The 18347-nt window shown below is 62.3% G+C and carries 19 protein-coding genes; 16 read left to right on the forward strand and 3 right to left on the reverse strand.

The genetic code is table 11. The features are described 5' to 3' along the window. The first annotated feature begins 444 nt into the window (after positions 1-444). The 13 genes from D6Z24_RS12810 to D6Z24_RS12870 all read left to right on the forward strand — a co-directional run bounded on the left by D6Z24_RS12810 (position 445) and on the right by D6Z24_RS12870 (position 12264). A complete protein-coding gene (locus D6Z24_RS12810; protein WP_129126981.1) occupies positions 445-792 on the forward strand; it encodes a cytochrome c3 family protein in 348 nt (115 codons plus the stop codon). A gap of 72 nt (positions 793-864) precedes the next feature. Then, positions 865-2400, forward strand: coding sequence for an FAD-dependent oxidoreductase (locus D6Z24_RS12815; protein ID WP_246014661.1), 1536 nt, complete (start codon positions 865-867; stop codon positions 2398-2400). Positions 2401-2483: 83 nt separating this feature from the next. Continuing rightward, positions 2484-3662, forward strand: a complete 1179-nt coding sequence (locus D6Z24_RS12820) for a hypothetical protein (protein WP_129126982.1) — start codon at positions 2484-2486, stop codon at positions 3660-3662. Positions 3663-3713: 51 nt separating this feature from the next. Further along, positions 3714-4121: a hemerythrin domain-containing protein gene (locus D6Z24_RS12825; RefSeq protein WP_129126983.1), complete on the forward strand. Its 408-nt coding sequence runs from the start codon at positions 3714-3716 to the stop codon at positions 4119-4121. Between the two features lie 3 nt (positions 4122-4124). Continuing rightward, positions 4125-5384 carry an MFS transporter gene (locus D6Z24_RS12830; protein ID WP_129126984.1) on the forward strand — a complete coding sequence of 420 codons (1260 nt, stop codon included), beginning with the start codon at positions 4125-4127 and terminating at the stop codon, positions 5382-5384. A 54-nt stretch (positions 5385-5438) separates the two neighbouring features. Next, a complete protein-coding gene (locus tag D6Z24_RS12835; RefSeq protein ID WP_129126985.1) occupies positions 5439-5888 on the forward strand; it encodes a deoxycytidylate deaminase in 450 nt (149 codons plus the stop codon). A gap of 2 nt (positions 5889-5890) precedes the next feature. Beyond that, positions 5891-6343, forward strand: a complete 453-nt coding sequence (gene nrdR / locus D6Z24_RS12840; RefSeq protein ID WP_129126986.1) for a transcriptional regulator NrdR — start codon at positions 5891-5893, stop codon at positions 6341-6343. Positions 6344-6511: 168 nt separating this feature from the next. Further along, complete coding sequence (gene ribD, locus D6Z24_RS12845) at positions 6512-7609, forward strand: bifunctional diaminohydroxyphosphoribosylaminopyrimidine deaminase/5-amino-6-(5-phosphoribosylamino)uracil reductase RibD (protein ID WP_129126987.1); 1098 nt, start codon at positions 6512-6514, stop codon at positions 7607-7609. Positions 7610-7733: 124 nt separating this feature from the next. Further along, positions 7734-8378, forward strand: a complete 645-nt coding sequence (locus D6Z24_RS12850) for a riboflavin synthase (protein ID WP_129126988.1) — start codon at positions 7734-7736, stop codon at positions 8376-8378. 136 nt (positions 8379-8514) lie between these two features. Then, a complete protein-coding gene (locus D6Z24_RS12855; protein WP_129126989.1) occupies positions 8515-9717 on the forward strand; it encodes a bifunctional 3,4-dihydroxy-2-butanone-4-phosphate synthase/GTP cyclohydrolase II in 1203 nt (400 codons plus the stop codon). 108 nt (positions 9718-9825) lie between these two features. Further along, a complete protein-coding gene (gene ribH, locus D6Z24_RS12860) occupies positions 9826-10293 on the forward strand; it encodes a 6,7-dimethyl-8-ribityllumazine synthase (RefSeq protein ID WP_129126990.1) in 468 nt (155 codons plus the stop codon). Next, positions 10294-10731, forward strand: coding sequence for a transcription antitermination factor NusB (gene nusB / locus D6Z24_RS12865; RefSeq protein WP_129126991.1), 438 nt, complete (start codon positions 10294-10296; stop codon positions 10729-10731). A 222-nt stretch (positions 10732-10953) separates the two neighbouring features. Continuing rightward, positions 10954-12264 (forward strand): homoserine dehydrogenase, encoded by a 1311-nt coding sequence (locus D6Z24_RS12870; protein WP_129126992.1) that lies wholly within the window; start codon positions 10954-10956, stop codon positions 12262-12264. Positions 12265-12469: 205 nt separating this feature from the next. Here D6Z24_RS12870 and D6Z24_RS12875 read toward each other — a convergent pair whose 3' ends face one another. The 3 genes from D6Z24_RS12875 to D6Z24_RS12885 are packed head-to-tail and all read right to left on the reverse strand — an operon-like array spanning position 12470 to position 13769. Continuing rightward, a complete protein-coding gene (locus tag D6Z24_RS12875; RefSeq protein ID WP_129126993.1) occupies positions 12470-13015 on the reverse strand; it encodes a hemerythrin domain-containing protein in 546 nt (181 codons plus the stop codon). 2 nt (positions 13016-13017) lie between these two features. Further along, positions 13018-13473 carry an iron-sulfur cluster-binding oxidoreductase gene (locus tag D6Z24_RS12880; protein WP_129126994.1) on the reverse strand — a complete coding sequence of 152 codons (456 nt, stop codon included), beginning with the start codon at positions 13471-13473 and terminating at the stop codon, positions 13018-13020. 59 nt (positions 13474-13532) lie between these two features. Beyond that, the gene (locus D6Z24_RS12885) at positions 13533-13769 is read right to left on the reverse strand and encodes a hypothetical protein (protein ID WP_129126995.1); all 237 of its coding nucleotides are present in this window, start codon (positions 13767-13769) and stop codon (positions 13533-13535) included. A gap of 192 nt (positions 13770-13961) precedes the next feature. Here D6Z24_RS12885 and D6Z24_RS12890 point away from each other — a divergent pair, with 192 nt between their 5' ends. From D6Z24_RS12890 to D6Z24_RS12900, 3 genes are all read left to right on the forward strand, one after another. Further along, on the forward strand, positions 13962-14600 hold the full coding sequence (locus D6Z24_RS12890) for a peroxiredoxin-like family protein (RefSeq protein WP_129126996.1): 639 nt from the start codon (positions 13962-13964) through the stop codon (positions 14598-14600). A 306-nt stretch (positions 14601-14906) separates the two neighbouring features. Next, entirely contained in the window at positions 14907-15992 is a 1086-nt protein-coding gene (locus D6Z24_RS12895) for a 6-phosphofructokinase (RefSeq protein ID WP_129126997.1), read from the forward strand. 98 nt (positions 15993-16090) lie between these two features. Beyond that, positions 16091-18082, forward strand: coding sequence for a methyl-accepting chemotaxis protein (locus D6Z24_RS12900; protein WP_129126998.1), 1992 nt, complete (start codon positions 16091-16093; stop codon positions 18080-18082). Positions 18083-18347: the final 265 nt, after the last annotated feature.

Consider the following 18347-nt stretch of genomic DNA (forward strand, 5'->3'; position numbering starts at 1 on the left):
GCCCCCAAAGGTTCATCGGAGGATTCCTGGAGCGTAGATGTACCGCTGTCAACGAAGCGTTGCACGAGCCCTAGCGTCCCCCCCTTTGCGAAGGGGGAGCCTGCCCCCCGTAGCCTTGGCGAAGGGGGGACAGGGGGGATTTGCCTTGGTCGGACAGCGATCACACGCAACACAAGAAATGACTGATACCGGACGGTGGAATCGCCCAGGAGAAAAGCAACTCCAGGACCGCCGTTCAACCTCGGGAAGATGAGGAACAAAACAAATCCCCCCCGGCCCCCCTTCGCAAAGGGGGGAGCGCGAGGTCACGTTCGGCGCTCCGTGGGCATTTACCGCGGGCATTTATCAGCCGTACCGGACTTACCGGATGAACCTTCGCATAGCGGATAAAGGCAGCAACTTTTTGTGGAGATAGCTCCGTAAAAAACACAATAGGAGGTTCAAGTGAAGAAGAAGGTTCTCGTATCGCTGTCGCTGGTCGCGGCACTCGGCGCGTGGGGAAATCTCATGCCGGCGCAGGGGGCGACCATCAAGGGTAAGCACGCCTCGGAAGGGCTCGGCTGCGCCGACTGCCACAAGACGGAGAAGCCGACGGCAGCCGCGGAAGTGGCCGCATGCCTCGAGTGCCATGGCGGCTACGACAAGATGGCCGAGCGTACCAAGGCGATGCACAACAACCCGCACGACTCCCACCTGGGAAGGATGGCGTGCCTTAGGTGCCACAAGGTCCACGCCCCGTCGGAGTACCTCTGCCTCGAGTGCCACAGCGACTTCGAATTCAAGGACAAGTAGCCCGGACCCTAAAGTACGCGGCAACGCCGCGTCTCACCAACCCCGCTAGCGGGGCATCTAATGGAGGAATCGATGAGAAGAGTTCGTGGTATCGCGATGGTGTTCGTCGCCGTTCTCGCCTTCGCCGCACCGGCCTTGGCTGAGAAAGAGATGAACACCGACGTAGTTGTGGTGGGCGCCGGCACTTCCGGCCTGGCGGCCGCGGTCGAGGCGCTGCAGCTGGGCGCCAAGGTGGTCGTTCTCGAGAAGCAGGCCAAGGTCGGCGGCACCGGCAGCTTCTGCGAGGGGGTCTTCGCCGCGGAGAGCAAGATGCAAAAGCGCATCGGCATCGACGTCAGCAAGGACTTCGCCTTCAAGCTGATCATGAACTACAGCCACTGGAAGGCCAACGGCGCGCTCGCCAAGAACTTCGTGGACAAGTCCGCCGAGACCATCGACTGGCTTGACGACCTCGGCGTGAAGATCGAGTACGTCGGCGTCGGCGGCTTCGGCGGCCCGCTCACCTGGCACGTGATCGCCCCCGGCCCGGACTACCCGGAGAAAAACCCGAGGGACTTCCACTGCCAGAGGATGATCAACGTGTTCGAGAAGTACGTGATCGACCACGGCGGGAAGATCCTCCTCGAAACCCCGGGCACCGAGCTCATCACCGACAACGGCAAGGTGGTCGGCATCGTTGCCAAGGAGAAGTCGGGTGAAACGCTGAAGATCAGGTCCAAGGCAGTCATCGTCGCGACCGGCGGCTTCGCCAACAACAAGGAGATGATGAAGAAGTACGTCGAGTACCCGGAAGTGATCCCGGTCGGCAACATCGGCAAGGACGGCGACGGCATCAGGATGGCCGAGAAGGTCGGCGCGCAGCTCGAAGGGATGGGGACCGTCGAGGCGTATCGTCCGGGTCTTCCGGGCTTCCACCCGGCCGACCAGATGATCGCCCTCGCGGTGCAGCCCTACTTCTGGGTCACCCCGCGCGGCGAGCGCTACGTAGACGAGTCGAGCGTCGAGTTCTGGCCCTACGCCGGCAACGCCATCACCAGGATCGGCGGCACCGCCTACTCCATCTTCGACGAGGCGACCAGGAAGCAGGCCGTCGAGAAGGGGATCGAGATGCCGCTGGGCGAGTGGGTGCTCCAGGGTACCAAGCTCGTGAAGTTCGACGACTCCTTCAACAAGGAGCTCGCCAGAAAGCGCGGCTTCGCCTTCAAGGCGAACACCATCGAGGAGCTCGCGAAGCAGCTCAACATGGATCCCAAGATCCTCAAGGCAAGCGTAGAGAAGATGAACCAGTCCGCGGCGGTCAAGGAGGACAGCCAGTTCAACAAGAAGTCCAAGTACCTCCGCCCCATCGCGACCGGGCCGTTCTACGCAGTCAAACTGCTGCCGCGTCACCTGGGCACCCTGGGCGGCGTGAAGATCAGCGGCAACACCGAGGCGCTTAACGCGAAGGGTGAGCCGATCCCGGGTCTCTACGCGGTCGGCACCGACTCCGGCGGGATGTACGGCGACAGCTACGACCTCCTCCTCGGCGGGGGCACCGCAGGCTACGCCATCAACTCGGGCCGCATCGCGGCTGAGAACGCACTCAAATACGCAGGGATGAAGAAGTAACGAGGAGAGCCTGCCGTGGCGCATGCCGCCGCGGCAGGCAGTGCAAAACGATCAACGACTACCAATCGTAAGGGGATCTGTACATGAAGAAGATGAATTTAGGCGCCTTGGCACTGGCCGGCGTACTGACATGCTCCGCACCGGCACTGGCCGTCGACCTCAACGCCTACGGCAACATCAAGCTAGGGACCTTCTGGACCCAGAACAACTTCTACAACGCCGCAGGCGACAAGAGGCACGACAGCGACTTCAGCCTCGACAACTTCGGCGACAGCTTCGTCGGCGTCAAGGTGAAAGAGGGGGAGTATTCCGGCGTGGCCGAACTCGGTCTCTACAACCCGAAAGCGTACTCCAAGGGGGTGGAAGTCCGCCTGCTCTTCGCCGAGTGGGATTTCGGCCAGGGGAAACTGCGCATCGGTAAGACGCCGAGCCCGTACGTGTTCCGCTCGCAGCAGGTCTGGGACAGCGACGGCGGCTTCAACGGCTACGGCTCGCTTTGGGACGGCCGCTACGCGAACATCAAGGTGACCATGAACAACGGCCTCTACGTCGCCGCCATGCAGCCGCGCGTCGGCAACCAGGCCAACAACACCACCAACGTCTCGCCCAACGCCGACGTGACCGCTGCATACAGCCAGACCGGGAACAGCTACCAGGCGACCTACACCGACTACGACACCATGCTCCCGAAGATGGTGGTCGGCTACGAAGGGAAGCTCGACAACTGGAGCTACGGCGGCGGCGTCGCCGGCAACATGTACAAGGTGACGAGCTCGGTCAACGACTCGACCCCGATCAAGCACGACATCTACTCCTACTTGGCCTTCTTCCACGGCAAGGTCGATTTCGCGCCGCTCGAGTTCAGCTACAACGTCTTCGCCGGCCAGAACACCGGCGACCTCATGAGCACTGCGACCGGCAACGGCACCGGCAACACCCTCGCCAACCCCGGCCAGGCCAACGGCGCCTACTACGACGTGCTGCACGGCAAGAACTCGCACACCTACGGCGGCTTCGGGCAGTTGGGCTACCGCGTCACCGACCGTGCGACGCTCTACACCGGCGCCTCCTACGTGGTCGACGACAACTCGATCGCCCACGCCGACGCCCGCATGGCCTCGTTCGTCAACGTGAACTACGCCGTCGGCAAACACTTCAACATCGTCCCGGAGGTCGACTACATAAACGACTTCAAGAACTCCCTGGGGCAGAAGGAGCCGCGTTCCCTGATCGCCGGCGCCAAGTGGCAGATGAGCTTCTAGAAAAGCTACGACAGCGGGGGGAGTCTCTCCCCCCGCACCTTGAGGACACGCATGGAACGGAACAGCACCAAGTTCTCCCGGCAAAACGGTTGCCTCGGCGCCCTCGACGAGTGGGACAGCCGCCACCGCAGCATCATCGCCCGCCTGAACCGGATCGCGGAAAAGGCGCGCAGGCAGCCCGGCTGCGATCTGAGCTGCGAACTGGACCAACTGGTGAACGAGACCCTGAGGCATATCGGGCCGGAGGAGAGCTTCATGGAACTGGTCGCCTTTCCCATGGCACGCGAGCACAGCATCCGTCACCGCTCCATCAGCATCGATACCGCGAAACTCCGTTACCAGCTGCAAAAGAGGGAGGACGCCCTGCCCGACGCGCTGGACCGGATCCGCCTCATGTGGCTCGAGCACATCGAGGTGCACGACCGGGCTTTCGAGCTGTTTCTCACCTCTCGGGGGTAAACCATGGGAGACCGCGCGCCGCTTAAGACCCTTTTCCTGGTCAACTTCGCCGTGACGCTCGGCTTCGGCATCGCCGACGCCTTTTTCCCGACCTACCTTTTCGGCCTCGGCGCCCGCGGCATCATGCTCGGGCTGCCGCTGGTCCTGTATTCGCTTTCCAAGATAATCTTCAGCCCGGTGCTCGGAGCCTGCGCCGACCGGATCGGCTACCGCAGGATCGTCCTTGCGAGCCTCTTTCTCTACCTCGCGGTCTCCGTCGGCTACCTCTGCACCCACGACGTCCTTCAACTCATCCTGCTGCGCCTCGTCCAGGGGGTGAGCTGCGCGATGTTCCGTCCGGTCATGCTCGCCATGGTCGGGAGCGCCACCGGAAAAGAGGAGCGGGGGAGGGTGATGGCGACCTTCGACATCTCCTTCTACGCGCCGCTCGGCCTCGGGCCGCTGATCGGCGGAGCCTTGAAAGACGCCTGGGGCTATCCCGGCATCTTCGCCGCCGTGACGCTTTTAAGCCTCGCCGCCTTCCTTTTCGCGTTACGGCGCCTGCCGCACGCGGCCGTCCGCGCGGAACGCTCCTCGGCGCCTTGGGGCGTCGTTTCGCTGTGGGGACTTGAGCGCGGCAGCTACCGCGGCCTCCTTGCCTTCATCTTCGGGCGTGCCTGCGGCATCTCGCTTTCCGGTTCCTTCCTCCCCATCCTGCTCAGCAGCAAGCTGGGGCTTTCCGGACTGCGCTCGGGGCTCGTGCTCGCCTCGGGTACCGCCGCGATGACCCTTTTGCTGCGCCCGATGGGAATCCTGTCCGACCGGGCGCCCCGGCCCTTGCTGGTGCTTCTGGGCGGCGGCGCGGTTTCCCTTTTGTACCTGCTCGTTCCCGCCGCCACGGGTTTCGGCTCCATGCTGCTACTGGCGGTCGCCATCGGGGTTTTCAGCGTCGTTTCCCAGCCGGCGAGCAGCGCGCTCCTCGTGGAGGAGGGGACCCGGTACGGCATGGGGGCGACCGTCGGGACCTTCAACGCCGTCCTGAACGCGGGGTTCGTGGCGGGGCCGCTTCTGGGCGCCCTCCTGCAGGGAACGCTCGGGCTTACCGCCGTCTTTCACGCGGCAGCGGCGGTGGGACTTGCGGCCGTGGCGCTCTTCGCCGCCGAGCTCTGGGGGGGCGTGCCTCTCTGCGCCGCGGCACCGCCTGAGCACGAAGAAGTTACCGTCGTTGCGACGCGCGCCGGCGTCTCATGTGAAAGCGCTCCGCCATTCTCTCACGCCGCTTGACCGGGCTTCAGAAAACCGCTATTCTGGCCAAATTTCACATGAGAGGGGCTACTTATGGCACGTCCCAGCTGGGATGAATATTTCATCGAGATCACACGCCTGGTCGCCAAGCGTTCCACCTGTCTGAGAAGGCAGGTCGGCGCGGTACTGGTGAAGGACAAGAACATCCTCGCCACCGGCTACAACGGTGCGCCATCCGGGACTGCCCACTGCCTGGACATCGGCTGCCTGAGAGAACAGATGGGCATCCCGTCCGGCGAGCGCCACGAACTCTGCCGCGGCCTGCATGCCGAGCAGAACGCCATCATCCAGGCGGCGAAGCACGGCACCTCCATCGAAGGGGCCACCCTGTACTGCAACACCATGCCCTGCATCATCTGCTCGAAGATGGTGATCAACGCGGGGATCAAGCGGGTGGTCTATCTCACCGGGTACCCGGACCAGCTGGCGGAGGATATGATCCGCGAGTCCGGCATCCTCGTCGAGAAGTACGAGGAGGCGTAGCCATGAAATGCCCCTTTTGCGGATTCAGCGACAGCAAGGTGATCGACTCCCGCCCCGACAAGGGTGGCGCCGCGATACGCCGCCGTCGCGAGTGCGAGTCATGCGCCAAGCGTTTCACCACCCATGAGCGCGTTGAGGAAGTGCTGCCGCTCGTTACCAAGCGTGACGGCAGGCGCGAGCCCTTCGACCGGATGAAGCTCGTCGCCGGCATCCAGAAGGCGTGCGAGAAGCGCCCAGTCTCGGTCGATACCATCGAGAAGCTGGTCGATCGCCTCGAAACGAAGATGCAGGAGTCCGGCGAGCGCGAGATCCCGACCACCACGCTGGGGGAGTGGATCATGAACGAGCTGCACGCGGTCGACCAGGTCGCCTATGTCCGCTTCGCCTCCGTGTACCGCTCCTTCAAGGACATCAACGAGTTCATGGTCGAGCTGCAGGACCTGCTTAAGAAGTAAGCGCGTTATCCCCTCTCCCTCCGGGAGAGGGTGGCCGAAGGCCGGGTGAGGGCCTCGCCGTAAGGCCGCATGTTGCTGATAGCAACGCCCTCACCCCGCCCCTCTCCCGGAGGGAGAGGGAGAGGGGACGGCAGCAACAAGCAGTGATGGATGGGGCAGGGAGTTCTTATGTCGGCAACCCACAAAAAAATGATGCGCATGGCGCTCGCCGAAGCGAGGAAAGGGGTGGGGAAAACCGCTCCAAACCCGGCGGTCGGGTGCGTCATCGTGAAGGACGGCGCCGTCGTCGGCAAGGGGTGGCACAAAAAGGCGGGCACGCCGCACGCCGAGGTGCACGCCCTGCGTGCCGCGGGCGAAAAGGCCGCCGGTTCCGACGTCTACGTGACCCTCGAGCCCTGCTCCCATTTCGGCAAGACCCCTCCCTGCGCCAAGGCGCTCATCGAGGCCCGCGTGGCGCGCGTTTTCGTCGCCATGGTCGACCCGAACCCGGTCGTATCCGGCAACGGCATCCGCATGCTTCAAGAGGCGGGGATCGCAGTCGAGGTCGGGCTTTTGGAGGCCGAGAGCCGCGCGTTGAACCTTGGCTTCATCAAGTGGATGCAGACCAGGCGCCCGTACGTGGTGCTTAAGAGCGCCATGACCCTCGACGGGAAGACCGCCACCGCCGGAGGCGACTCCAAGTGGGTCACCGGCGACGCGGCCCGGCGCGAAGTGCACCGTCTGCGCGGGAAGCTCGACGCCATCATGGTCGGTGTCGGCACCGTCATCAAGGACGATCCGCTCCTCAACTGCCGCGTCCCCGGCGGGAAGGACCCTTTGCGGGTCATCGTCGATTCGACGCTCAGGGTGCCGCTGCACGCCGCCCTTTTCAGTCTGAAGTCCGAGGCGAAGACCGTGATCGCCACCTGCAGCGGCAACCTCGTACGGATCGACGCGGTGCGGGCGCGCGGCGCCGAAGTGCTAGTGTGTCGGCAGAAGGAAGGTCGAGTCGATCTGGAGCATCTTTTCGAGCGTCTGGGAGAGCGCGGCGTGCAGTCCGTGCTGCTCGAAGGCGGCCATCATCTGGCCGGAGGCGCGCTGAGGGCGGGGCTCATCGACCATTGCAAGTTCTTTTTGGCCCCGAAGCTAGTCGGCGGCGCCGGTACCGGCCTTTTCGCCGGCGAAGGTGCGCCCCTGATGTCCGACGCCATAAAGCTGGAAGGGATGACCGTAAAGCGAGTAGGAGCCGACCTGCTGGTGGAAGGCAAACCGATAAACAAGTTTTAGGTTCTTAAACAGGTTCTAGGTTCTACGTTCTAAGTTCTACGTTAAAAACTCCCTCGGGGAGAGCACGGTTCTGGTTTTAACGTAGAACGTAGAACGCAGAACGTAGAACGTCCTCAGAGGTTCTATGTTCACAGGTCTAATAGAAACAGTAGGCGAGCTGGTTTCCATCGAGCGCCGCGGCGCTTCGGGGAGCCTCACCGTCAAGACCGCGCTTCCGCTCGACGAGATCAGGATCGGCGACTCCATCGCCATCAACGGCGCCTGCCTCACCGTGGTCCGCAAGGGTGGCGGAGCGGTCACCTTCGACGTCTCCCCGGAGACCATCGACCGCACCGCCTTCAAGAACCTCAAAAGCGGCTCGCCGGTGAACATGGAGCGCGCCATGCGCCTGTCCGACCGCCTGGACGGCCACCTCGTTTCCGGGCACGTCGACTGCGTCGCCACCGTCGTCGAGCGCCGCGAGGTCGCCGGCAACATCGTCTTCGGCTTCCGCTTCCCGGCCGAGTTCGCCAAATACATCGCCGCCAAGGGATCGGTGGCCATCGACGGCATCAGCCTCACCGTGAACAGCGTCGGCCCGGACAGCTTCAGCGTCAACATCATCCCGCACACCGCCTCGAAAACCACGCTCCTGCAAAAGCGCGCGGGGGACGAGGTGAACATAGAAACCGACCTTCTGTGCCGCTACCTGGAGCGCCTGCTCGCGGGTAGGGAGGCGAGGGAGGGCGGCGTCACCCTGGACCTGTTGGCGAAAAACGGCTTTATGTAGCCGCTTTCGCTTCCACTTTCACCGTTTTTTTGTTATGGTCAACGACCTGCAAGGTTTGTTGTCCAACCAATCGGTCCGGGAGATGACAGCCGTCATGGATTCCCGGCCGACACTGAATCAAGGAGAGGTTATAGAAATGTCTGTTTCAAGCATCGAGGAAGCCATTGAGGAGATCAGGGCCGGCAGGATGGTAATCCTGGTGGACGACGAGGACCGCGAGAACGAAGGCGACCTCACCATGGCGGCCCAGTGCGTGACTCCCGAGGCGATCAACTTCATGGCCCGTTTCGGACGCGGCCTGATCTGCCTCACCATGACCGCGGAGCGTTGCGACCGCCTCGACCTGCCCCCCATGGTGCAGGACAACACCTCTTCTTTCGGCACCGCCTTCACCGTCTCCATCGAGGCGAAGAAGGGTGTCACCACCGGCATCTCCGCGGCCGACCGCGCCCACACCATCCTGACCGCGGTGGCGCCCGGCGCGCAGGCCTCCGACCTTGCCCGTCCCGGCCACATCTTCCCGCTGCGCGCCAAAAACGGCGGCGTGCTGGTCAGAAGCGGCCAGACGGAAGGTTCCGTCGACCTCGCGCGGCTTGCCGGGCTCGAGCCTTCCGGCGTGATCTGCGAGATCATGAACGAGGACGGCACCATGGCGCGCATGCCGGAACTGAAGAAGTTCGCCAAGGAGCACGGCATCAAGGTCTGCACCATCGCCGACCTGGTCGCCTACCGCCTGAAGCACGAGTCTCTCGTGCGCCGTTCCGTTGACGTGGCGCTCCCGAGTTCCTTCGGCGACTTCCGTGCCGTCGCCTTCGAAAACGACATCGACAAGCTCGAGCACCTGGCCCTCGTGAAAGGGGACATCAAGGGTGACGAGCCGGTCCTCGTCCGTGTGCACTCCGAGTGCCTGACCGGCGACGTCTTCGGCTCCGTGCGCTGCGACTGCGCCGAGCAGCTGCACGCCGCCATGGAGCGCATCGAGAAGGAAGGGAAGGGGATCATCCTCTACATGCGCCAGGAAGGACGCGGCATCGGGCTCACCAACAAGCTGAAGGCCTACGCCCTGCAGGACCAGGGGAAAGACACCGTCGAGGCGAACCTGGCGCTCGGCTTCAAGGCCGACCTGCGCGACTACGGCATCGGCGCACAGATCCTCGTTAACCTGGGCGTCAAGAAGATCCGCCTGATGACCAACAACCCGAAGAAGCTGGTCGGTCTGCAGGGGTACGGCATCGACATCGTGGAGCGGGTGCCCATAGAGATAAAGCCGAGCAAGAGCAACGAGAAATACCTGAAGACCAAGCGCGAGAAGATGGGGCACCTGCTGGAAAACATCTAGCGTCCTTGAAGTTAGCTTCGGTTGTCGGCAGAAAAATACGGGTTGCGGTCCGGTCGGATGTTTTCGACTTTGACCGCAACCTCAACCTGTTTCTAAGGAGTTCATATCATGCCTAAATATTTAGAGGGAAAACTGACCGCGGAAGGGCTCAAGTTCGGCATCGTCGTCGGCCGCTTCAACAGCTTCATCGGCGAGCGACTGCTCGAGGGGGCCCTGGACGCCTTGGTGCGTCACGGCGCCGACGACCAGCAGATCACCGTGGCGCGCGTGCCGGGTGCCTTCGAGATCCCGCTCACCGCGAAGAAGATGGCCGAGACCGGCAAGTACGACGCCCTCATCTGCCTGGGCGCAGTGATCCGCGGCTCCACCCCCCACTTCGACTACGTCTGCGCCGAGGTTTCCAAGGGCGTTGCCCACGTCTCCCTTGACGCCGGCATCCCCGTCGCCTTCGGCGTGCTGACCACCGACACCATCGAGCAGGCGATCGAGCGCGCCGGGACCAAGGCCGGCAACAAGGGCTTCGACGCCGCCATGACGGTCATCGAGACCGCCAACCTGTACAGGGAGATGAAATAATTGACCACGCGTAGAGAAGGCAGGGAACTCGCCCTGCAGGCGCTTTATTCCAAGGACCTGGTGTCCCAGGACCCGAACAACACGCTGAAGAGGATCATCGAGAGCTTCGGCGAGGGTGAGGAGCCGACCCTTTCGGCCAACTCCAAGGCGTATGCCTTCGCCACCGAGCTCGTGAGCGGTGTCGCGGCGCATCTTTCCGAGATCGACGCCCGCATCGCGGAGAAGTCCAAGCACTGGAGCATGTCCCGCATGGCGCGCGTCGACCTGAACATCCTGCGTCTTGCCGTGTTCGAGCTTGTGTACCGTCCCGACATCCCGAAGAACGTCACCATGAACGAAGCGATCGAAGTTGCCAAGAAGTTCGGTTCCGACGACTCCGCCTCCTTCGTGAACGGCATCCTCGACGAGATCGCCTCCACGGTGACCGACAAGGAATAAGGTCCTTCCCGATTTGCGATGCTCTGCCGCCGGCCCCTCTCCCTCCGGGAGAGGGTGCCCAAAGGGCGGGTGAGGGCGCCGCCACGAAGTGGGGCATCCGCATCCGCCATCGCCCTCACCCTGCCCTCTCCCGGAGGGAGAGGAGGTGGAAGGAATGTTGTGGCCGTTCCTGAACAGGTAAGTAGCTTGTTTTGCAAATAATGAAATGATCAAAGAGGGAGTATGGAAGAGATAAAAGTAGGCCTACTTGGTTTCGGCACCATCGGTGCCGGCGTCGTGAAGCTGCTCAAACAGAACTCCGCCCTCCTCACGGAGAAGACCGGCACCCGGATCTCCCTGAAGGCCATCGTCGACCTCGACATCACCACCGACCGCGGCGTGGACACCGAGGGGATCACCCTCACCAGGAACGCCGACGACGTGCTCACCGACCCGGAGATCTCCGTCGTCATCGAGCTGATCGGCGGCTACGAGCCGGCGCGCAGCTTCGCGCTCAAGGCGATCGCCCACGGCAAGCACCTGGTCACCGCCAACAAGGCGCTTCTCGCGGTGCACGGCGAAGAGATCTACGCCGCCGCCAAGGAAAACGGCGTCGAGGTCCTCTTCGAGGCCGCGGTAGGCGGGGGTATCCCGGTTCTCTCCGCGATCAAGGGGAACATGGCGGGTAACCGCTTCTCCACCGTGCTCGGCATCGTGAACGGTACCTGCAACTACATCCTCACCCGCATGACCCAGGAAGGGGCCGATTTCGCCGAGGTGCTGAAGAGCGCCCAGGAAATGGGTTACGCCGAAGCCGATCCCACCTTCGACATCGAAGGGGTCGACACCGCGCACAAGCTCTGCCTGCTCCTCTCCCTCTGCTTCGGCACCAGGATCGACCTGAAGGACGTCTATTCCGAGGGGATCACCTCGATCACCTCCGAGGACGTCGACTTCGCCGAGACCTTCGGCTACCGCATCAAGCTTCTTGCCATCGGCAAGATGGACGGCGGCAAGATCGAGGCGCGCGTGCACCCGACCATGATCCCGATCGACTATCCGCTTGCCGACGTGCACGGCGTCTTCAACGCGGTTCGTCTCACCGGCGACTTCGTGGGCCCGGTCATGTTCTACGGCCGCGGCGCCGGCATGGAAGCGACGGCGAGCGCCGTCGTAGGCGACATCGTCGATCTCTCCCGCAGCATGTGCGCCGGGGTCACCCGTCGTTGCGCCCCGCTCGGGTACCTGGACGGCAGCGTCACCACGCTCCCCATCAAGCCGATGGGCGAGATCGTCAGCAAGTACTACATCCGTTTCCAGGCGCTTGACCGTCCCGGCGTACTGGCCCGCATCGCCGGAGCGCTCGGCGCGCGCGGCATCAGCATCGCCTCCATGCTGCAGAGCGCGAGAAGTGCAGCGGACGAAGTACCCATCGTCATCATGACCCACGAGGCCCGCGAGGACGACATGAGAAAGGCCCTGGCCGAGATCGACACCTTCGAGGTGATCCGCGCCAGAAGCACCTTCATCAGGATCGAGGACAACCTCGAGTAAAAAGGTGCAAACAGAACGCAAAAAGGGCGGGAGTCACTTGACCCCGCCCTTTTTTATAAACCCGAAGCCGGCACACAGGACCCGGAGGTCCGCAGAAGACAAGAGGAAAGGTTTCTGCCGGGGGGAAAGCGAAACCTTTCGTCTTGCCTCGGTGTCCGCTTCAGGTTTTTACGTAGAACGTAGAACCTAGAACGTAGAACCTCTTTCAGCCTTCGTACTTTTCCACCACGCTGCGGTAGTGCTCCTCGAGCCCCTTGGCGGCCTTCTCTTCCGCCGCCTGGTACTTCGCGACGATCTCCGGGCGCACCCCTTCCGGGAGAATCCTTTCCGCGAGCGGGTAGAGGATGTCGTCCTCCTTGCCGATGTGCTCGCGCAACAACTCCAGGTAACCCCTCGCGTTCGCGACGATCGCCTCTTCCTGCCCGGCCTCGCCGCTAAGCGCTTTCGTCGCCGCCTCTTCCATACCCTTCACGAAGGCCCGACCCAAATCGTGCTCCATGAGCATGGCCGCCACCGGGCTGTTCGCCCTCGGCATCCCGTTCGCCACCAGCGCCTCGAACAGGACATCCTCCTCCTTGGCGTGGTGAAAACGGTCGGCGTAGTTCCTGATGAAATCCACACCGTCCAGGTAGAACCGGTAATCCTTGAAGGTACCTTCCTCGGTGAGCCGCGCGTTTTTCTCCAAAAGGGCGAGCATACGCAGGATCAGCTGGTGCTCGTCCTTGAGCCTCTGGGTGATGTCCTGTTTCATCGCTAGTTTCTCCTTTCGCCGTTGATGCCGATCACCGCGGTCTCCAGCGGGATCTCCTTGCCGGACTGAGCCAGCGCCTGACGTACCATCATATCAAGCCCGCGGCAGCAGGGAACTTCCATGATCGCTACGGTGATGCTTTTCACGTCGTTCTCGGCGAAGATCCGCGCCAGCTTCTCGACGTACGGGGTGCTGTCGTCAAGCTTCGGGCAGGCGATGGCGAGCGCTTTCCCCTTCAGGAGGTCGCTGTGGAAGCTCCCGAGGGCGAACGCCACGCAGTCCGCGGCGATCAGTATGTCGCTGTCCTGGAACCAGGGGGCGGTGGGGGGGACCAGGTGCAGCTGCACCGGCCACTGCCTCAATTCGCTTGCCTGCTTCACGGTGGTTGCCTGCTCGTTGTCGTTCCTCTCGATAACCCTTGCCATGCTGCCCGGGCAGCCGCATCCTGCATGTGCCATTGTTTTCTCTCCTTGATATATGTGTCGGTTCGTTGGTTGTGGCGTGTGCCGTTTATCGTTTAAGCGACCTTGAGGTCGTCATCCTTCGTTGCCAGGTACTCGTTTATTTCCTTCTCTACCGCCGTTTCCTGTTCCGGCGTGAGACCGTGTATGGAGACCACGTCCTTCAGGAGGCAGATGCCGACCTTGCAGGTAACGCAGCCGATCTCGTAGCGGTTCAGGATGTCGCCTATCTCCGGGTAGGTTGCAATCACGTTCTGGATCGCCGTGTCTCCAAGGCCGTTTTTGAATTCCATCTGTTTATCCTCCTTTCGTGCGCTCTTGATGATGTGACAATAGCGCTTCGGAGCATATTTGTTTATGACATGGGTCAAAAATATGCGTTTCTCCGCATCTGTGGGAAAAATGGCAGAATTGCAGGGAAATATTGACCTTTTCCTCTTTCTGATTAAAATTGGGCCTGGCCGGACGAGCCTCGGAGGTGCCCCATGGAGCTGGACCTCAGATCACAAATCGAGCGGTTGGAGCAGTCGGACAAGCTTTCCCCCGAGCTTAAGGCGCAGTTCGAGCGTGCCTACCAGGAGATCGGGCAGTCGGTAATCAGCGAGGCAGTTCCGAAGGCGGGAGGTCAGGCGCCCGACTTCACGCTCCCCAACGCGGTCGGGATTCCGGTGGCGCTTGCCGATGCGCTTATGCACGGCCCCGCCGTGGTCACCTTCTACCGGGGGATCTGGTGACCTTACTGCAGCCTTCAGTTGAGGGCCTACCAGAAGATCCTTCCCGAGATACTGGCGCGCGGCGCCTCGCTCATGGCGATTTCGCCGCAGAGTCCGGACAAGTCGCAGGCGACCCTTTTGAAGAACTTTTTGCAGTACGAGGTGCTGAGCGATCTTGGGAACGTGGTGGCGCGGCGTTACGGGCTCGTCTACCGGTTCCCCGATTGGGTGCGCGAGCTGTACATATCCCTCGGGGTGAATCTTCCCCAGTACAACGCCGACGAGTCGTGGGAGCTCCCGATGGCCGGGACCTTCGTGATCGGGGAGGACGGCAAAATCGTCACCAGTTACGCCGACAGCGATCCGAGAAACCGTCTCGAGCCGCAGGCGATACTCGATGCGTTACGGTAAAACCGGCTCACGCAAAGACTTAAAGAAACAAAGACACAAACAAAAGACTTAAACTAACAGGGATAAATGGGATAAAAGGGATAAGGCGTAAAACCTTTTTCACGCAAAGACGCAAAGACGCAAAGAAAGACAAGACTTTGGGGTTACACCAAAATCTTTTCGTCTTTAGGTTTTATCCCCTTCATCCCCTTCATCCCTGTTAAATGGTTGTAGGTTCTATCTTTGCGCCTTTGCGCCTTTGCGTGACATGGTTTTGAAGTTTATCTTTGCGCCTCTGCGTGAGGCTGTTTTTTAGGAGGGTTTTGCATGACGACGAGAATAGGAATCCTTACCGGCGGCGGCGACTGCCCGGGACTTAACGCGGTAATCCGCGGTGTGGTGAAGGCGGCGGTCGGACGCGGCTGGGAAGTGATCGGCATCGAGGACGGCTTCGACGGCTTTCTGCACCACCACAAATGCCGCCCGCTCGGCCTCGAGGAGGTGCGCGGCATCCTCCCGCGCGGCGGCACCATCCTCGGCACCTCCAACCGCGGCAACCCCTTTTCCTTCCCGATCATGCGCGAAGGAAAAGTCGAACTCGTCGACGTCTCCGAGGAGGTCCGCTCCCGCATCGACCAGCTTGGCCTCTCCGCCCTCGTCGTCGTCGGCGGCGACGGCTCCTTGAAGATCGCCCAGGAGATGATGCGCCGCGGCGTCCCCATCGTCGGCGTCCCGAAAACCATCGACAACGACCTCCTCGAGACCGACGTCACCTTCGGCTACAACACGGCGCTCGAAACCGCGACCGACGCCCTCGACAAACTCCACTCCACCGCGGAAAGCCACCACCGCGTCATGGTCCTCGAGGTGATGGGGCGCTACGCAGGGTGGATCGCCCTCGAGTCCGGCATCGCAGGCGGCGCCGACGTCATCCTCATCCCCGAGATCCCCTACGACATCGACAAGGTGCGCGAATCGATCATCGCGCGCTGCAAACGCGGCAGACGCTTCAGCGTCGTGGTCGTCGCGGAAGGCGCCTTCCCGAAAGGGGGAAACCGCGTCGTCCAGGAGGCCGCCGGCGGGAAATCGGTCGTCGAACGCCTGGGGGGCGTGGGCGAGGCGCTCTCGCGCGAACTGGGCGGCGTCCTCGAGATGGACATCAGGGTCACCGTGCTCGGACACCTGCAGCGCGGCGGCTCCCCCTCGACCTTCGACCGCTGCATCGGGAGCAGGTTCGGCGTCAAGGCGGTCGAACTGATCGAGTCGCAGTCCTTCGGCCAGATGGTCTGCCTCAAAGGGCGTCACATCACCTCGGTACCCATCGAGGACGCGGTGCGGACCCTGAACCTCATCGACCCCTCCGGCGAGATGGTGCGTCACGCCGAGGCGCTCGGGATCATGCTCGGGAGATAGGCAAGGATATCTTGACTTTAATTAATCTCTGAACTAGACTGCGGGTGATTTTTTCCGCCCGCACCTGCCTACACCCAATGCAACGAGGTGGCTTAAACATGAATAACCCGATCGCCGGAGCCAGCAGGAGCCAACTCTACGCGCTTGCCGGCTTTTTCCTCGGTATCACCGCCCCGCTCGGCTGGATGGTCCTCCGCCTGCTGCTCTTCTCAGACCCCAACCTCCCCCTTGCCTCGCAGTTCTTCTCGGAGATGACCCACAGCGCCCAGGGAATGGCGCTCTACGTCTACATGGGAGTGGGGACGGCCCTGGTTATGGCGATCTTCGGCTTCTTCATCGGGCGCGCCATAGACGAGCTGCATCAGCGCGGAGAGCGGCTCGATCAACTGGTACAGGAAGTGGACGGCCAGAAGAAGCTCTTCGAGAACCGCTACAAGGTGCTCGACAACAACATAAAGAACTTCCACAAGATCAACTCCCGCATCCAGAAGGCGGTGCGCCGCGACGACGTCCTCGCCCTCTGCGTCGAAGGGCTGCACGAGGTGCTGGGATACGAGCGCGTCAACGTGCTCATGGTCGATGCCGGCAGGAAAAACCTCTTCTTCGCGGCGAGCGCCGGCAACGAGAGCGAAGTGGGGCCGGAGGTCACCATCCCGCTCGACGCCCGCTCCGGCGTCATCTACAAGTCCTTCGTCGAACGTCAGGTCTATTTCATCGAGGGTATCTCCAAGTACCCCTCCGACTACCTGCTGCAGGCCCCCTTCGATGCCATCGAGCCGCTGCGTTCCTCCACCTTCATCCTCTGTCCGATCGTGCTGAAGGGGGAGACCATCGGCGTCTTCGGACTCGACAACAAGAAGAGCCACCGCGCCCTGAACGACACCGACGTCGACACCATCCGTCTATTCGCCGACCAGGCCGCCGCAGCCTTCATGCGCATCAGCCTCTTGCAGTCCATCGACCGGCTCACCCACGAGCTCGGCAGGACCTTCTCCGACCTCTCCACCCAGCGCGAGAACTTCTCCGCCAACCTCTACCGCCTGAGAAGCGCCGCCGAGTCTCTTTCCGGCAGCGCCATCAAGGTTGACGCCGCCGCCCACGGGGTGATGGAATCGGTGGACAGCGCCAGTGCCGCCGCCGCCGAGATCTCCGTCGCCACCGACCAGATCACGCACAACATGGACTCCCTCTCCGATTCGGTCTACAAGTCCGTCTCGGCCATGGAACAGATCACCAGCACGCTGCGCCAGGTGGAAAAGAACACCGGCCACTCCCACAACCTCTCCAGCCGCGTGAAAGAGCACGCCGAGCAGGGTGCCGGCATCGTGCGCGAGACGGTGGACGCGCTCGCCGAGATCCAGCGCTCCGTCGACCTCTCCTACGAGGGGATCAAGCGCCTGAGCGCCAACAGCGGCAGGATCGAAGGGTTCGTGAGCGTGATCAACGACATCACCAAGAGGACCAACCTCCTGGCACTCAACGCATCGATCATCGCGGCCCAGGCGGGCGAGTACGGCAAGAGCTTCGGCGTGGTCGCCGACGAGATCAGAAACCTCTCCCTGCAGACCGGGCTTTCCACCGGCGAGATCACCGGGATCATCGAAGAGATCATGTCGGAATCCCGCATCGCCGCGGACAGCGTCACCGCCACCAAGGACCTGGTCAAGAAGGGGGTGAAACTCGGGCAGCAGACCGGCGTGTCGCTTTCGAGCATCCTGGAGAGCTCGCAGAAGGCTCTGGACATGACCGAGCAGATCAAGCTCGCCACGGAGGAGCAGGCGGCAAGCGTTCAGCTGGTGACCCGCTCCATCGAGGACGTAAGCTCCATGACCATGCAGATCTTCAAGGCGTCCAAGGAGCAGGGTGTGGCGACCAAGAGCGTCGCTCGTTCGCTCGAGGACGTGAAGGACATGAGCCACGAGATGGTGAATGCCGCCGGGCGCCAGAGCGTCGACACCGGCGAGATCAAGGGGAGCATCGACTACGTCACCCGCATGGCCGACGCCATCTTCGACGGCATCGAAGAGCGCCAGCAGGAGAGCGGGCAGGTGGTCAAGGAGCTGGAGCAGATCAAGGCCAGCGCGGAGTAGGGAAGAAAAGGCTGGACTTTGCCGCAACTGTTGTGTTAGCTTTCGTAACGGTGTTTGGCCCGCTATGTTTGAGTGGAGCCGGAAAGGACACCAAAGAGTAGAGACATACCGCCTGGATTCCTCACGGAACCGGTACGGGAAGCGATAAGCTGGCCGGAGCTGCGCCCGAAAGGGTGCTAATTAGCTCTTTTTTACAGCGTCTTCCCACCGAAGGCGTTTTTTTTTGCCCAAAATCGCCTTGGGCCCTTTCCCCTCGCCCTCCGGG

Source organism: Geomonas oryzae, from assembly GCF_004117875.1.
GTDB classification, from domain to species: domain Bacteria; phylum Desulfobacterota; class Desulfuromonadia; order Geobacterales; family Geobacteraceae; genus Geomonas; species Geomonas oryzae.

What these genes read in the sequence shown, in the direction of transcription:
- D6Z24_RS12815 (WP_246014661.1), top strand. Translation starts at nt 865, where the DNA reads ATGAGAAGAGTTCGTGGTATCGCGATGGTGTTCGTCGCCGTTCTCGCC.
- D6Z24_RS12820 (WP_129126982.1), top strand. Translation starts at nt 2,484, where the DNA reads ATGAAGAAGATGAATTTAGGCGCCTTGGCACTGGCCGGCGTACTGACA.
- D6Z24_RS12825 (WP_129126983.1), top strand. Translation starts at nt 3,714, where the DNA reads ATGGAACGGAACAGCACCAAGTTCTCCCGGCAAAACGGTTGCCTCGGC.
- D6Z24_RS12830 (WP_129126984.1), top strand. Translation starts at nt 4,125, where the DNA reads ATGGGAGACCGCGCGCCGCTTAAGACCCTTTTCCTGGTCAACTTCGCC.
- D6Z24_RS12835 (WP_129126985.1), top strand. Translation starts at nt 5,439, where the DNA reads ATGGCACGTCCCAGCTGGGATGAATATTTCATCGAGATCACACGCCTG.
- nrdR (WP_129126986.1), top strand. Translation starts at nt 5,891, where the DNA reads ATGAAATGCCCCTTTTGCGGATTCAGCGACAGCAAGGTGATCGACTCC.
- ribD (WP_129126987.1), top strand. Translation starts at nt 6,512, where the DNA reads ATGTCGGCAACCCACAAAAAAATGATGCGCATGGCGCTCGCCGAAGCG.
- D6Z24_RS12850 (WP_129126988.1), top strand. Translation starts at nt 7,734, where the DNA reads ATGTTCACAGGTCTAATAGAAACAGTAGGCGAGCTGGTTTCCATCGAG.
- D6Z24_RS12855 (WP_129126989.1), top strand. Translation starts at nt 8,515, where the DNA reads ATGTCTGTTTCAAGCATCGAGGAAGCCATTGAGGAGATCAGGGCCGGC.
- ribH (WP_129126990.1), top strand. Translation starts at nt 9,826, where the DNA reads ATGCCTAAATATTTAGAGGGAAAACTGACCGCGGAAGGGCTCAAGTTC.
- D6Z24_RS12870 (WP_129126992.1), top strand. Translation starts at nt 10,954, where the DNA reads ATGGAAGAGATAAAAGTAGGCCTACTTGGTTTCGGCACCATCGGTGCC.
- D6Z24_RS12875 (WP_129126993.1), bottom strand. Translation starts at nt 13,015, where the DNA reads ATGAAACAGGACATCACCCAGAGGCTCAAGGACGAGCACCAGCTGATC.
- D6Z24_RS12880 (WP_129126994.1), bottom strand. Translation starts at nt 13,473, where the DNA reads ATGGCACATGCAGGATGCGGCTGCCCGGGCAGCATGGCAAGGGTTATC.
- D6Z24_RS12885 (WP_129126995.1), bottom strand. Translation starts at nt 13,769, where the DNA reads ATGGAATTCAAAAACGGCCTTGGAGACACGGCGATCCAGAACGTGATT.
- D6Z24_RS12895 (WP_129126997.1), top strand. Translation starts at nt 14,907, where the DNA reads ATGACGACGAGAATAGGAATCCTTACCGGCGGCGGCGACTGCCCGGGA.
- D6Z24_RS12900 (WP_129126998.1), top strand. Translation starts at nt 16,091, where the DNA reads ATGAATAACCCGATCGCCGGAGCCAGCAGGAGCCAACTCTACGCGCTT.